Origin of the sequence: Syntrophomonas sp. UBA1041, assembly GCF_002316705.1 — a bacterium.
Lineage (GTDB): Bacteria > Bacillota > Syntrophomonadia > Syntrophomonadales > Syntrophomonadaceae > DTU019.
The window spans coordinates 2,950-16,121 of sequence record NZ_DCEA01000087.1 but is presented as its reverse complement, the minus strand read 5'-3'; the positions used below and the strand labels follow the sequence as shown (position 1 = coordinate 16,121).

The 13,172-nt window shown below is 48.2% G+C and carries 13 protein-coding genes and 1 riboswitch; of the genes, 4 read left to right on the top strand and 9 right to left on the bottom strand.

Annotated features, from left to right (window positions below; all coding sequences use genetic code 11):
- Together B2633_RS12835 and B2633_RS12830 are read right to left on the bottom strand one after the other, a co-directional pair.
- Window positions 1–710 (bottom strand): carboxypeptidase regulatory-like domain-containing protein (locus B2633_RS12835; protein ID WP_483171102.1); only part of this gene is annotated, 710 nt, incomplete at its 3' end.
- A gap of 35 nt (window positions 711–745) precedes the next feature.
- Entirely contained in the window at window positions 746–1,936 is a 1,191-nt protein-coding gene (locus B2633_RS12830; protein ID WP_483171101.1) for an SUMF1/EgtB/PvdO family nonheme iron enzyme, read from the bottom strand.
- Window positions 1,937–2,269: 333 nt separating this feature from the next.
- On the opposite strand from B2633_RS12830, the gene B2633_RS12825 reads away from it, so the two are divergent.
- Complete coding sequence (locus B2633_RS12825) at window positions 2,270–3,658, top strand: extracellular solute-binding protein (RefSeq protein ID WP_483171100.1); 1,389 nt, start codon at window positions 2,270–2,272, stop codon at window positions 3,656–3,658.
- Window positions 3,659–3,679: 21 nt separating this feature from the next.
- Window positions 3,680–5,326, top strand: coding sequence for a helix-turn-helix transcriptional regulator (locus tag B2633_RS12820; RefSeq protein WP_483171099.1), 1,647 nt, complete (start codon window positions 3,680–3,682; stop codon window positions 5,324–5,326).
- Between the two features lie 39 nt (window positions 5,327–5,365).
- Here B2633_RS12820 and B2633_RS12815 read toward each other — a convergent pair whose 3' ends face one another.
- The 4 genes from B2633_RS12815 to B2633_RS12800 form a co-directional block, all read right to left on the bottom strand.
- Window positions 5,366–6,160 (bottom strand): type II toxin-antitoxin system prevent-host-death family antitoxin, encoded by a 795-nt coding sequence (locus B2633_RS12815; RefSeq protein WP_483171098.1) that lies wholly within the window; start codon window positions 6,158–6,160, stop codon window positions 5,366–5,368.
- 140 nt (window positions 6,161–6,300) lie between these two features.
- A complete protein-coding gene (locus tag B2633_RS12810; protein WP_483171096.1) occupies window positions 6,301–7,038 on the bottom strand; it encodes an ABC transporter permease in 738 nt (245 codons plus the stop codon).
- Window positions 7,035–7,769 (bottom strand): ABC transporter ATP-binding protein, encoded by a 735-nt coding sequence (locus B2633_RS12805; RefSeq protein ID WP_483171095.1) that lies wholly within the window; start codon window positions 7,767–7,769, stop codon window positions 7,035–7,037. The genes B2633_RS12810 and B2633_RS12805 overlap by 4 nt, the downstream gene beginning before the upstream one ends.
- Window positions 7,766–7,993 carry an AbrB/MazE/SpoVT family DNA-binding domain-containing protein gene (locus B2633_RS12800; protein ID WP_483171093.1) on the bottom strand — a complete coding sequence of 76 codons (228 nt, stop codon included), beginning with the start codon at window positions 7,991–7,993 and terminating at the stop codon, window positions 7,766–7,768. The genes B2633_RS12805 and B2633_RS12800 overlap by 4 nt, the downstream gene beginning before the upstream one ends.
- A gap of 373 nt (window positions 7,994–8,366) precedes the next feature.
- A riboswitch (molybdenum cofactor riboswitch) is annotated at window positions 8,367–8,486 on the top strand.
- Between the two features lie 218 nt (window positions 8,487–8,704).
- Between B2633_RS12800 and pruA the strand changes: the two genes are divergently transcribed.
- Window positions 8,705–10,303 (top strand): L-glutamate gamma-semialdehyde dehydrogenase, encoded by a 1,599-nt coding sequence (pruA, locus tag B2633_RS12795; protein WP_483171092.1) that lies wholly within the window; start codon window positions 8,705–8,707, stop codon window positions 10,301–10,303.
- 128 nt (window positions 10,304–10,431) lie between these two features.
- A complete protein-coding gene (locus B2633_RS12790) occupies window positions 10,432–10,707 on the top strand; it encodes a hypothetical protein (protein WP_483171091.1) in 276 nt (91 codons plus the stop codon).
- Between the two features lie 323 nt (window positions 10,708–11,030).
- Here the strand turns inward: B2633_RS12790 and B2633_RS12785 are convergent, their stop codons facing one another.
- The 3 genes from B2633_RS12785 to B2633_RS12775 all read right to left on the bottom strand — a co-directional run.
- Window positions 11,031–11,501 (bottom strand): NUDIX hydrolase, encoded by a 471-nt coding sequence (locus tag B2633_RS12785; protein WP_483171090.1) that lies wholly within the window; start codon window positions 11,499–11,501, stop codon window positions 11,031–11,033.
- On the bottom strand, window positions 11,501–12,151 hold the full coding sequence (locus B2633_RS12780; protein WP_483171089.1) for a P-loop NTPase family protein: 651 nt from the start codon (window positions 12,149–12,151) through the stop codon (window positions 11,501–11,503). Before B2633_RS12780 ends, B2633_RS12785 begins: the two co-directional genes overlap by 1 nt.
- 391 nt (window positions 12,152–12,542) lie before the next feature.
- Window positions 12,543–13,172: EFR1 family ferrodoxin (locus B2633_RS12775; RefSeq protein ID WP_483171087.1), on the bottom strand; the 630-nt coding region annotated here is incomplete at its 5' end.

Here is a 13,172-nt window from a genome sequence, read left to right as displayed (position 1 = left end):
GCATTATAATACTCAGTCAACGCGTTACACCAGACCAAAGCGTCCCTCCAACTGACAGTCGTCACCGGTTCTTGGGACGCACTGGTTGGAGCGGCACCGATGGTACCATCATGACCTTCTCTTCCGGGGTTGGCAAAAGTATAACCGTGGCCGTCAGTTGTCGCCCAGGTATAAACCTTGTGCCACAACTCATAGGTCACTTCGGTCTCCGCAATCCAAAACGGATTCGTTACGTCAACCGGACCGGGCAATTTTTCATCTTCCGATATCACATTGTCGTCTGAGATAAAACTGCCACTGGGGGCGTAGCGCATATCAAAGACTACGCCGCCCACCGTATAAGTGCCTTTTTCACCTGGGGTGGGATCGGTAGGATCCGGAGGGACTGTGACTTCTTCCACCAAATAAATATCCTTGGTAATTGTCTTGCCAGCCTCAATTTTGACAGAAGCGGTATAAGTCTTATACCCTTCCGCTTGTACCGTCAAGGTTTTGTCCCCAATGGATACGTCAGTAAACTGGTATTGGCCATTGGTAACGGTAATTGAGGAGGCGCCGGTCAGCGTGACAACGACGCTTCCTGTAATCAGTTCTTTAGTAGTATCATCATAGATTTTTCCGCCCAATTGCCCTTTTTTAGTGCCGCAGCCGGAGAGGGTGACGACCAGTATCAAGGTGGCAAACAATATAACGAACAAGGGTTTTTTCAACTCTGGCAAACCTCCTTTTAACCTATAGCTCTATCCTAACTTTTGGTTCTCACCGGGCGAAAACCGTTATAGCCGTGGGCGTTTTGAGGATAAGTGTTTTGCATGTAACCGATCCGCTGATAATTGGAGGCATTGAACCAACTCCCGCCGCGCATGACGCGGTAAGTGCCTAAAGGTCCGGGATTCGAGGCAAAACACCACTCCCACACATTCCCACTCATATCATAAATGCCCAGTGTGTTCGCTTCTTTTTCGCCGACCGGGTGTGTAGAATCACCGCTATTATCCGAGTGCCAGCCAACCGCATCAGTGGCGTCTGCGTCGGTATACGATCCGGTCGCCCCGCTGGCGGAATTCCCTTTTGTAAAGTAGGGGTTGCTGAAACCGTCTACCGTATTAGTTGAGTCATTCCCGCGAAACCGCCCCGCCAATTCCCATTCCATGCTGGTTGGCAAGCGGAAACCATTAGCATTTTCGGCAATCACATTGTCGCAAACGCTCACATTTTCATCCCTGGAGTCCCGAACGATTTGTCCTTCATAGGTATAAACACATGCCAGATTCGTAGTGTTTTGATCATTATAGTATTCAGTCAGGGCATTGCACCAAACCATGGCATCCCGCCAATTGATGGTTGTTACAGGGTGCTGATCGGTTTTGGGCCCTGGCTCCCGACTGCCACCCATCTGGCCTGCGTTTTGGAAATGATATTGTCCGACGCCTCTGTCGTCACTGGTCGCCCAATCGTAAATTCTTTTCCACAACTCATAAGTAACTTGGTATTTGGCCACATAATAGGGGTAGTTTACTTCGGCGCAAGTAGTTGAATCATTAGTACCCGTTGGAAAGCTGGTCACACCCGGCACCAAGGCCTCTGCAATGGAAAAAACGAGTCCCGGAGAATCGGTGCCTTGCACCAGATGAACATCTTTGGTAATTGTCTGATCTGCCTTAATATGGACTGAAGCGGTATAAGTCTTGTATCCCTCTGCTTGTATCATCAAAGTCTTTTCCCCGGCAGGCACATCAATAAATTGATACTGTCCATTGGTTACTGTGATTGAAGTTTCGCCGGTAAGCGTAACGACGACGCTCCCTGTAACCAGTTCCTTAGTAGTATCATCATAGATTTTTCCGGATAATTGTCCTTTTGGCTCGCCACATCCGGAACTTCCTGCCAGCAAGATTGCCAACAACACCAACAAAAATCGGACTTGCTTGCGCATGCTTTTCCTCCTCTGTGATTGTTACTAAAGGGTTACCTGAGTTGTTCCATTCCCAGGGGGACCAAGGGAAGGCTGAGAGCGTTTTCGGAAATGGAATATGAAGGCTTTTTCGAAAGGTAAATAGCTGTTGATGTAGAATTTCCAAAAGTACCTATTTATTCCTTTTGCCAGACCCTGTTACTAGTATTGCGATCTGAGCCTTGCCAACCTGAACCTTAGCAATACTATACTGTTTTTTCAGTTCAGTGTCGTCACCCCAAGGGTGATTAGAAGATACCAAGAAGGGTGATTTTTAGGGTGATTTTCTCAGAATGCCTGCATGGCTTATCCAAAATGATGGGGGTATTCCTGACGAAAAATAAGCTGATCATGATGACACTAGGCATTATAGTGCTTCTTTCTCTCTGTGGTTGCGGAAGAGGAAAGCTTGATCCGAAAAATCCGGTAACCATCACCATGTGGCATAATTACGGCGGCCAAATGCAAAGCGCTATGGACGAGCTGGTAGAAGAGTTTAACAGCTCTATAGGAAGGCAGAAAGGAATCATTATCAGTATCACTTCTATCTCCGCCTCCAAGGATATCCAGGAAAAGCTTTTTATGATCGCCGCGGGCGATCCCGGTGCTCCCGCAATGCCCAATCTAGTAACTGCGTATCCAAAAACCGCTCTAATCTTATCCAGACAAGGTTTATTAGCCCCTCTGGACGATCAATTCACAGAAAGGGAAATTAAGGATTACTTGCCGCAATTTATTGAGGAAGGCAGACTCCCGGACGGCAAGCTTTACGTGTTTCCGGTTGCCAAGTCCACTGAGGTTCTTTTCCTCAATCGAACCTTATTTGACCGTTTTAGTACAGCTGCCGGCATTACCCTTGACAATCTTACTACTTTCGAGGGGATTGCCCAGACCGCGATCAGGTATCATGAATGGACAGATTCCCTTACTCCCAACGTAGCGAATGATGGCAAGGCTTTTTTCACCGCTGACTCCTGGCTTAATATTGCTCATGTTGGTATCGCTCAGTTAGGGGGGGAATTTATGACTCCCGATTACCTGAATATCGCGTCGACGGATTTTCGGCGGATTTGGGATGCTACCATTTTACCGACACTTACGGGCGGTTACGCGATCGCCGGCGGCTATTCTTCTGATCTCATGAAGACAGGCGAGATCGTCTGCTCAATCGGATCAACGGCGGGCATTCTTTTTTATGGCGATCACATCACCTATCCGGATAATACTACTGAAGCTGCCACTTTTAGTATCTTACCCTATCCGGTTTTTGCCGGGGGCAAGAGAATAGCCATCCAACGGGGTGGAGGTATGTGCGTTGCCCGCTCTTCACCAGAGAATGAATACGCCGCAGCCCTATTTTTGAAATGGCTTGTCCAACCGAAACAGAATATGCACTTCGTTTCTTCCACCGGCTACTTGCCGGTAACTAAGGCTGCCTTTGAAAAATCTATAGAACAGGAGATTGCCAGCGTCGAAAACGAGAGCATTAAAGAGTTGCTGAAAACGGTCATGCAAATGTATGCGGAATATACTTTTCTAATTCCGCCGAACTATGACCGTTTGGACGAGTTGAGTAAGGCATATGAAACCAGGTTCAAGCAAGCTGCTCTGGAAGGAAGAGCAATTGTCTTGCGGGAAAACCAAGCGGCTTCGGTTATTAGTGAGCACCTTTATCGTGCCTTTATCGGTTTTGGAGAAAGATGAGGAAGGAAATGGAACGCAAAGATGGCTAAACCCGTAAACTCTTTTAGAAAAGTGCTTACTGGAATGCAGCTATTAGGAAAGCTTGGACCTTCCCTGCAAAGGCGGTCATTTGTGTTTTTCCTTTTCTTTCTGATTGCCGTGATGTCAGGGCTTTTATTGATTCTGTTTTCTACCGGGGTTTTTTCTGTTGAACGCAATAAGTTTCGGATTTTTTTACAGAACGAGCTGGGGCATGCTGCGCAAAGTGTGGAGCAAGAGTATGGGGTTCTTTCTGTAGAAGGTGTCCTGTTGGCAGAACGATTGTCAAAGCAGATTGAAATTACGCTGGATACCTTTGGCTTAAATCCTGCTGACCTGAAAAACAACCCTCAATGCCTGGAGCCCCTCCTTGGCCAAACGGTGGGGCTGCTGAGGGCGGCTCTCGAAAAAAACAAAAGCAGCGGGGTTTTTCTGACCTTGAACGCTACTGTCAATCCTTCGTTAATTACTGCGGAGAGTTCACGCGCTGGGCTGTTTCTGAAGAATATGGAACCAAATGTCATCAACATCACTTTTCCCACGATCCGTCTTTTAAAGGGACCCATTTCAATTGCGAGACAAGAAGACCTTGACTTATTACCACAATGGCAAATGGAGTTCAGTGTCCAGCCCGGTGATTTTTTCTTTACCACAATTAATGGCGCAACGGAAAGTGATCTGCCTCTGTCGCGTTTATACTACTGGGATCCCGGTTGCCTGATGACGGGCTGCTATAATAAAGCCATGTTATTATGTGCGCCACTCATTGCCTCGGACGGGACAATTATTGGCGTTTGTGGGTTTGAAGTTAGCGCGATGCTCTTTAAGCTACAACATACCCCCGCCAGCTCGCCCTACACACGCGCCTTCACCATGCTCGCCCCCCTGGTAGATAATACCTTAGATACGTCTAGAGCATTATACGCCGGTCATTTTGCCGCCGCGCCTTCCGGCGATGACGGTTTTTTATCCATTAAGAATCCGGTAGCAGGCATCTTCAGCTATGTGTCTCCGAACGGGACTATTTATTCCGGCTTGCATCACGATATTAATCTGTACCCGAAAGGATCTGTGTTTTCCGGTAATCAGTGGGCCCTGGCTGTCTTGATACCGAATCGGGATCTAGCGGTCAAGTTTATCCGGCAAAGCCGTCCGATACAGATTTTACTTCTGGCATTGTTCATCTTCGGCGTGGGAGCAGCGGCATTACTCAGCCGCAGACACGTGGCACCGGTGGTCGATGCTTTACGAAAGGTAAAAACCGGCAAGGTCACACATCATAAAAAAACCAACATCCAGGAAATCGACGACCTAATGGCCTTTTTAGCAACGCAAGACGAATCGGACGCCTTAGAATCCGACGCCCTCTTGGTGCAGGCAGAAGAAATGACGCAGATTTCCCCCTTGGTTCAGAGCTTTATCGAAAATGTCAAGACTCTTTCTCCAGCTGAGCGAAACGTATTCGAACTTTATTTGCAGGGGTACACCGCCAAGGAGATCACCGATAAGCTGTGCATCTCCATCAATACCATTAAGACTCATAACAAGCGCATCTACTATAAACTAAATGTCAGCTCCCGCAAAGAACTATTGCTTTACGTAAAAATGATCCAAGGGGAGAACCATAAGACGGCGGATGATGCGGATTAGGCGGCGATCCGTGAAAAACAATCGCATTGGTGTTACAAGCTACCGAGTGCTGAATAATTCGGCCACAGCTACTTCCAAGCCTGCAAAAAACACCGACTGAGCGGTTCGGACCGGTTGGGCCGATTGGACCGGTTGCCTCGATTGGTCCGGCGGGCCCGCTTCATAAATCCGGTAGTCCTCGATTTCGCAGTTATCCAGGCGATAGACAATAATGTTTTGCTTCTTTGGATCTATGATCCAGTATTCCTGCACTCCGGACAGGCGATAGGTGTTGAGTTTTTTGATCATGTCCTTAGCACGGGTGCTTTTGGAAAGGATCTCGACGACCAGAGTGGGTGTCCCCATATAGCGATCCCTGTCGTTGACATTTCCCTCTAAATCACAAATCACCAGCAAATCCGGCTGACAGACATCCGGTTCTTGGATGCCCCGCTTGCGAAAATGAACATCAAAGGGGGCCAGGAACACCCTGCACTGCCCAACCTTGCATTGCTTCTGAGCGTCAAAATAGTTGTGGAATATGAGATATAATTTGCCGAGGATTTCCTGATGCGTAATACTCGGCGAGCCCAAGACGTAGATTTCCCCATCAATGAACTCCATTCTCAGCTCGCTTTTTTCATAGATCTGCATGAACTCCTCGTACGACACTTTCTTGCCGTCGTATTGATAATCCAATGCCCTTTCGCGCACGGCAAGATACTGCTCAAAATCCGTAACATATGGCGTCAATCTGGCCACTTTATTTCCATTCCTGGTGATGACTACTTCATTGAACTCTTCGACAAAGGCAAGATACTTCCCAAAATTCTGTTTTAGCTCCGTCGCAGTCACAACAGATTTCTCCTGACTTCCCATGTGATCACCCCCAGAAAAGTATACCAGAAAGGAAATAATCGCACAATATTATTGTGCGATTATGATAGGTAAGATGTACAGTTTACATTTGTTATTGTGCGATCTCTTAAAAAAATCTACTTAGCATCACTGCTCATTTTCCTCCGGAATACAATGACAGCTAATGCCAGTATACCGGTTGCGTAACCAATCACCCACCAGAGGTCCGGGAAAATGGCGGCATAATTGCCTGAAACAGCGGCCCTGGCGGCATTAACCGCATGCACAAAAGGCAGTGCGTCAGCCACAGTCTTGAAGGCTCCTCCCACCAAGTTCAGATCAAACCATGTGCCACTCAGCCAGGCACTCAAATTAGTCAGCAATGCGCCGCAAATACCGCCAACCTGTTTATCATTAAGCAGACTGCCTGCCAGTAGTCCGATAGCAATAAACAGGACTGCTGCGGGAATGAGCGTTATAAGTGCGATCAGTACATTGACTTTCACTGCCATGCCCAGGAAAAATGCAGCGCCAAAACAGGCCATACTCTGCAAAATCGCCATCGGAAAAAGCGGCATGGTATATCCCAGAATAAAATCAGACGCCGACAGGGGCGAGGCAAATAAACGCATCAGAAATGATGTACCCCGGTCTTTGGCGATTAAGGTGCCAGAGAAAAGAGAGATAAAAGACAGGCCAAAAACTGCCAGACCAGGAGCAAGTTTTTCAATTTCAAACAGGCTGACTGGAATATTTGCCTGAATAGCAGAAAGCAGCAGCATCAAAACCAGGGGAAACCCAAGGCCAAAAGCCAGATTGAGCGGATCTCTGAGCAATTCTTTACGATTGCGTGCAGCAAATGCCAATGATTTCATAATTCAACCCCGCTTTCAGCAGCCAGCGCTACAAATGCATCTTCGAACTTTTGCGTGTGAGTGCCAGCCATCAGCTCCTGGGCAGTTCCAACTGCTTTGAGTCGGCCTTTGGCCATGATGGCAATTCTGTCTGACAATGCCTCGGCTTCTTCCAGATAATGTGTTGTCAGAATGATCGTTACTTTGCCTTTCAGACTGCGGATTACGCCCCACAACTCACGTCTGGCCAAGACGTCCAACCCTAGAGTCGGTTCGTCCAAAAACAGAATCTGGGGATCTGAAATGAGAGCCATGGCGATACTGAGCCGCCTCTGCCATCCTCCGGAGAGTGTCTTCGCCCTGTCTCTGGCAATATCGGACATACCAAAGCGCCGGATCATTTCGTCCGCCTTTTCGGCCGCCTCTTTCTTGCTGCGGCCGTATAAGCGCGCAATAGTCTCCAGATTCTCTGCGACAATCAGGTTAGGGGCAACGGCGGTTTCCTGAGGGGAAATATTGATTTTGCTCTTGACAGCATACGGATCACTGACGATGCTGTCGCCAAGCAATTGCGCATCGCCGCTGGTCGGTTTGCTTAGGCCACAGAGCATCTTAATTGTGGTTGTCTTACCGGCCCCATTGACACCCAGCAAAGAAAAAAGCTCACCTTGCTCAATTGTCATACTCAGTCGATCAACAACAGTGCGTACACCATATTTCTTGGTTAAATCCGTGGTGATAATTGCACTCATTCTTGCTCTTCCTCCGGTTTTCCCTGTGCTGCGAAAATGGCGTTAGCAAATTGTATAAACTCTTCGTTGCGCACAATAGCAATGCCCCGCTCTTTGTCGGCAAGCAGCAGCAATGTGTCGCCGGGCTTAATATTAAAGATATCCCGCGCTCCTTTTGGAATTACGATTTGCCCTTTCTCCCCCACTTTAACAGTGCTCATGAATTTTCCATCTGGTCTCTCCATTCAAAACACCCCCATTTATGGCGTTGTGCAGCCGATGTCCGTCGACATTATTACCCCAACTTAGACTGGGGGTCTAGTTGTCGCGGATAATGCGATCCGGATTGCGATGCGGCCAATTTGCCCTTACTAAAGTTTTGCCCAAATTTCTCGTATAACCAGTACAACTTGTATTACATGCATATTCTAGATAACTTGTATGTCTTGTATAATTTGTATAACTTGTGATACTCACATTCTACCTTCATCCAGCCTTACTGTCAAGCCCGACAACCCAGAGTAGAACCGCCAGCCAAACTGTAAAGGATATTGGCTGTGGGGCAGCGAATCATCGTATGCAAAAGTTGCATAGTCTTGAGTACCAAAAAAATAAAAATTGACAAACCTTCTCCGAGCTATGTCGCCTGCAGTCGCAAGGATATGGCGTCATAGCCGATAGGGTGCAATTGGAAACGGTTGCGCCTCCCTTTTGGAAAGGAGAGTGGGCTATTTGAGTTTTCTAAAAATCGAGCCGGGTTAAGCGCAAATACCATGCGTTAGCCTGGCTTTCTGTTTTCCGTTTTCATTTTCAACCTTTTGGAACACACGGAAAACCAGACTGCAAACGCAATTTTCTAACGGCACTAACATCATCAAGCGTACTCAGGCTAAGTACCTAGTAAACAGTTGAGGTGAAAAATATTGCCTAATGGAATTTTTAAAATCAGCAAACCGATGAACGAACCGGAATTAACATATACGCCCGGAGGCCAGGAACGGGATGAACTTAAGAAACACCTTGCCCGGCTTGGAAAGAGTGAGGTTGAAATACCTCTGGTTATCGGCAGCCGCAAAATATATACCGGCCGAACTGCCAAATGCGTTATACCCCATCGCAAAGACTGCGTAATCGGTACATTTCACATGGCTGGCGAGAATGAAGTGCAAGAAGCGATCAAGGCTGCGCTTGCCGCGCGCCGGGAATGGGAATCTATGCCCTGGGAGCATCGTGCCGCTATCTTTCTTAAGGCAGCTGAAATAATCGCCGGTCCTGGCCGCAGTACGTTGAACGCCGGCACAATGTTATGCCAGAGCAAGACAGCCCATCAGGCGGAAATTGATGTAGTCTGCGAACTTGCGGATATGCTGCGTTTCAACACATATTTTATGAACGAGATTTATGCTGAACAGCCAATCTCGGCGCGAGGTTCCTGGAACCGTATGGAGTACAGGCCTTTGGAAGGTTTCGTGCTGGCGGTGACACCTTTTAACTTTACTTCGATAGCAGGCAATCTGCCTACCAGCGCTGCCATCGCAGGAAATGTGGTGCTTTGGAAACCGGCTTCTTCCGCGGTGTATTCTTCCTATCAGGTAATGCAGGTTCTTCAGGAAGCCGGTCTACCCCCCGGAGTCATTAACTTCATCCCCGGTCCAGGCAATATAATCGGAGAAGGCACTTTTTCACATCCTTGGTTTGCCGGTTTGCACTTTACTGGATCCACGGCGACATTCCAATCGATGTGGCTTTCGGTCGCCAAAAACCTGCCTAATTACCGTTCTTACCCCAAGTTGGTTGGGGAAACTGGCGGCAAGGACTTTGTGTTTGCCCATCCTTCCGCTGCTATTGAACCGCTGGTAACCGCTCTGGTGAGAGGTGCCTTCGAGTTTCAGGGACAGAAATGCTCGGCAGCTTCCCGGGCATATATTCCCTGCAGCATCTGGCCTGAAGTAAAAAAGCGACTGATCGAAGAAGTCAACTCAATCAAAATGGGCGACGTTGAGGATTTCACGAACTTCATGGGAGCAGTGATTGATGCCGGTGCCTATCAGTCGATCAAATCATATATCGATTACGCCAAACAATCAGGCCAAGCGGAGGTTATCTGCGGTGGCGGCTGTGACGACACTGTTGGCTACTTCGTCCAACCAACCGTAATAGTGACGACCAACCCTCATTTCAAAACCATGGTGGAAGAAATCTTCGGCCCGGTATTAACAATTTATGTCTATCCGGATGAAAGCTTGGACGCCGCTCTGGATCTATGCGATTCCACTTCAATCTACGGGTTGACCGGCGCTGTTTTTGCCCAGTCTCGTAGTGCGATCGTTGAGCTTGAAAAGCGCTTGGCGCACGCTGCCGGCAACTTTTATATTAATGATCGCCCTACCGGAGCTGTCATTGGCCAGCAGCCTTTTGGCGGTGCCAGAGCTTCCGGTACCAACGATAAGGCCGGATCCAAACTCAACATGCTACGCTGGGTCAACCCCAGGACTATCAAAGAGAACTTGAACCCGCCAATCGGCTACCGGTATCGGTTCATGGATGAGTCATAAGTCACATATCTGTTCTTCCTTTTCCGGCCTGCCTGATCTGTCCAATCTGTACGGCCTGTCAAGCAGCCTTTTTAATCTGGCAGCTCTGTGATAAAATAGGTATAAGAAATCCTTGGGGAGTGAACGGAATGGAAGATTCCAAAGTAGCCGTGATCCTGGAGGATCTCAGATCACAGTTTAGGGTGTTCGGCGAAGGGTTGCAGACGCTCAATGAAAAGTCCGACAGAATAGATCGAAAACTGGAGGCGCACATCGAGGAAAACCGCCGCCAATTTGATCAAAATACGCTGGAGCACCGACAGATTGCACAGGACCTTCGGCAAAATGCGCAAGAGCATCGCCTGATGCTGCAAATGATCAAGGAACTAAACGAGGAGCAAAACAAGCTCAAACAGGCAAAATAGCAGCTTTTGTGCCCTCCTCAAGGACAGACTCCCCAACTGCGACATGACCTTGACTGGACCACGACCTTTACAATACTCGGCACACAGCAATAACCGCCTTGAAACCGAAGAATGTTGGCTTCAAGGCGGTTTTTCATTCAATTATGCGCATACTATTCACGATGCATTGATCCCAGCCAAGGCACTGGAGGATTAATCGTGAAACTTGCGGATTTAATGGTTAAGCGACGTAATCCCTTTCTTGCCACTGCCCGGCTATCCGGGATCCTGTGCAGGCGCAGAAGCTATTTCAAAGGCCGCCGCCATGATTGCCGCCAAGCCTCTCACGAACGATCTGCGCGTTCTGCGCGATCGGCGCGATCAGCCAGGCCCTCCCGCACTCTTTCAAACAAATACGGTTGAATTGCCGGATAAGTCAATTTCTCGGGCAGATTATCCGCCACGATAATCTCCTTGATTTCCATCTCTTTCGGCAATTCACCCAGAGCGTTCACTTCGGCAAAGAAGAGCTTTCCGTAAGTTTTGACTCCATCCCGAGTAACCGAATATACGCAAACCGGCGCTAGAGCGAAATCAGCGGCACCAGTCTCTTCCTGCAGTTCGCGCCTGGCCGTATCATTGATATCCTCGCCAGGCTCCCTGTGTCCGCCGGGGATTTCATATGTATCGCGGAGTTTGTGACGGCAGAAAATCCACTGGCCGCGATAGCGCGCCGCAATAACAGCAAACTTCAGCTGATCATTAGCAATGTGGATCGCGTCATCTGAGTTATGAAAGTTGATTATGATACTCATCATTTTACCTCAGCATTGGGGACTTTGATAAATGTCTTTCCATTACAATCCCAGTCGTAATTGCCAGCAACCGTAAACTGGCTCCCCGCGCCTGTAAAATCAAATTTCAGGGTGACCGGAAATGAAATCAATTCAAACTGATCGTCGCCGATATATTTCATAGGCATATAAGGCCAAAATAAAGAGGTATAGAAACACTTAGCGCTATCGTCAAATCCTATCTTCCAGAGTCCTTTGCCATCCTGAATCCGGTAAGCACCGCAATACTTCTCAATTTGTGGCAGGGCAGGCTCTTCCCTGCGAAACTGGTATCCGGCTGCCTCTGTGATTTCGCGAATATACTGTTCCCATTGTTCCTCTGTTGTGTCTACTTTTAACTTGGCACAAGACAACTGGGCAAATGTTTGTTCCATTTGTTCCTGTTCATATAATAATCCCTCAAAAATGCTGACGCCGTCATCCTCTTCGGCATGCGGGTGCGCTTTAAGATAACCGGATGGCAGCGGAAGCCCAAGTATTAAATCCCGCCAACGTTCGCCGCGTGCTTTAAACGCTTTTTCAAAGCTTGCTTTCAGATCTGGCCTGTGCAAAAAGACAATCAATGGATTAAGCGGTTGAATTATCTCCAGGATTTGACCGAAATAGTTCATAATCTGCTCTGCATCCCAAACACTTTGCAGGAGATACCTGTCTACTGAATGCAGCAAGCAACCCTCCATAACAAAGACCTGGCCGCTTTGCCTGATAATTTCGGTCAGCCTGCGCCATTTATCCAGCATCAACTGCCGGTTTAATTCCATGCCATCCAATGAGTTTATGTCGCCAGCTTCGAACTCGCCTTCTCTGATCGGATGCTTTTCACATTCTTCATGAAGCCAGCAGGCTTGATCCTGATTAACAAGTTGTTGGTACACACTCTTTGATATTGTCGATTTCCCGACCGTTGAATGTCCGTCAATGATAATTAATTGATGCCGCATTTTTTGCCTCCGTTTTTAGAGCCCCAATTCTCCATCTATTGATTCTCCGCGTTAGCCCCTCCTACCCGAGATAATACCGGGGCTTGCCCTTGGATTTGTTCTTATACTCAATGGCTTCCTCCGGACAGCCGCAGATGCAAGCCATGCAATGGGTGCATTCCCCGCCCCACTCTGGCTTACCTTCCAGCAGCTGAATATTGTTCAGCGGACAGAGCCGGACGCATTTTCCGCATGCCACACATTTTTCAGTCACGTAAAAGCCTTTGGCACTAATAAAGAAGCGATAAAATATAGGGTTAACAACGCTGCTCAAGAATCTGCCCGCCAGCGTCACGGTTTCAGTAGGCAGTTGCTGCCCATTCTTGATGTATTCCGCGATACTGCGCATACCAGGTTCCGCTTTTTCGATAATCGCCTCAGCTTGCGCCTTGTCCGGCACTGCGAACATGGCGATGTAGTTTTCCGGCATGACAACCGAAGCTAGTCCCATAAAAACAAGGCCCCTCTCGGCACAAAGCTCTTTAACATAGGCGGCGGCATTCCCTGTCCCATCCCCGCAGGTCATCACAAAATAGGCTTTGTTGTTGCCGCCGAAGTCCGTTTCACGAATGAATTTGCTTACGAGCCTTGGTATTCTCCACCCATAGGTCGGTGTCACAAACACAAAAGGCTTTTCCGACACCAGCGGCTT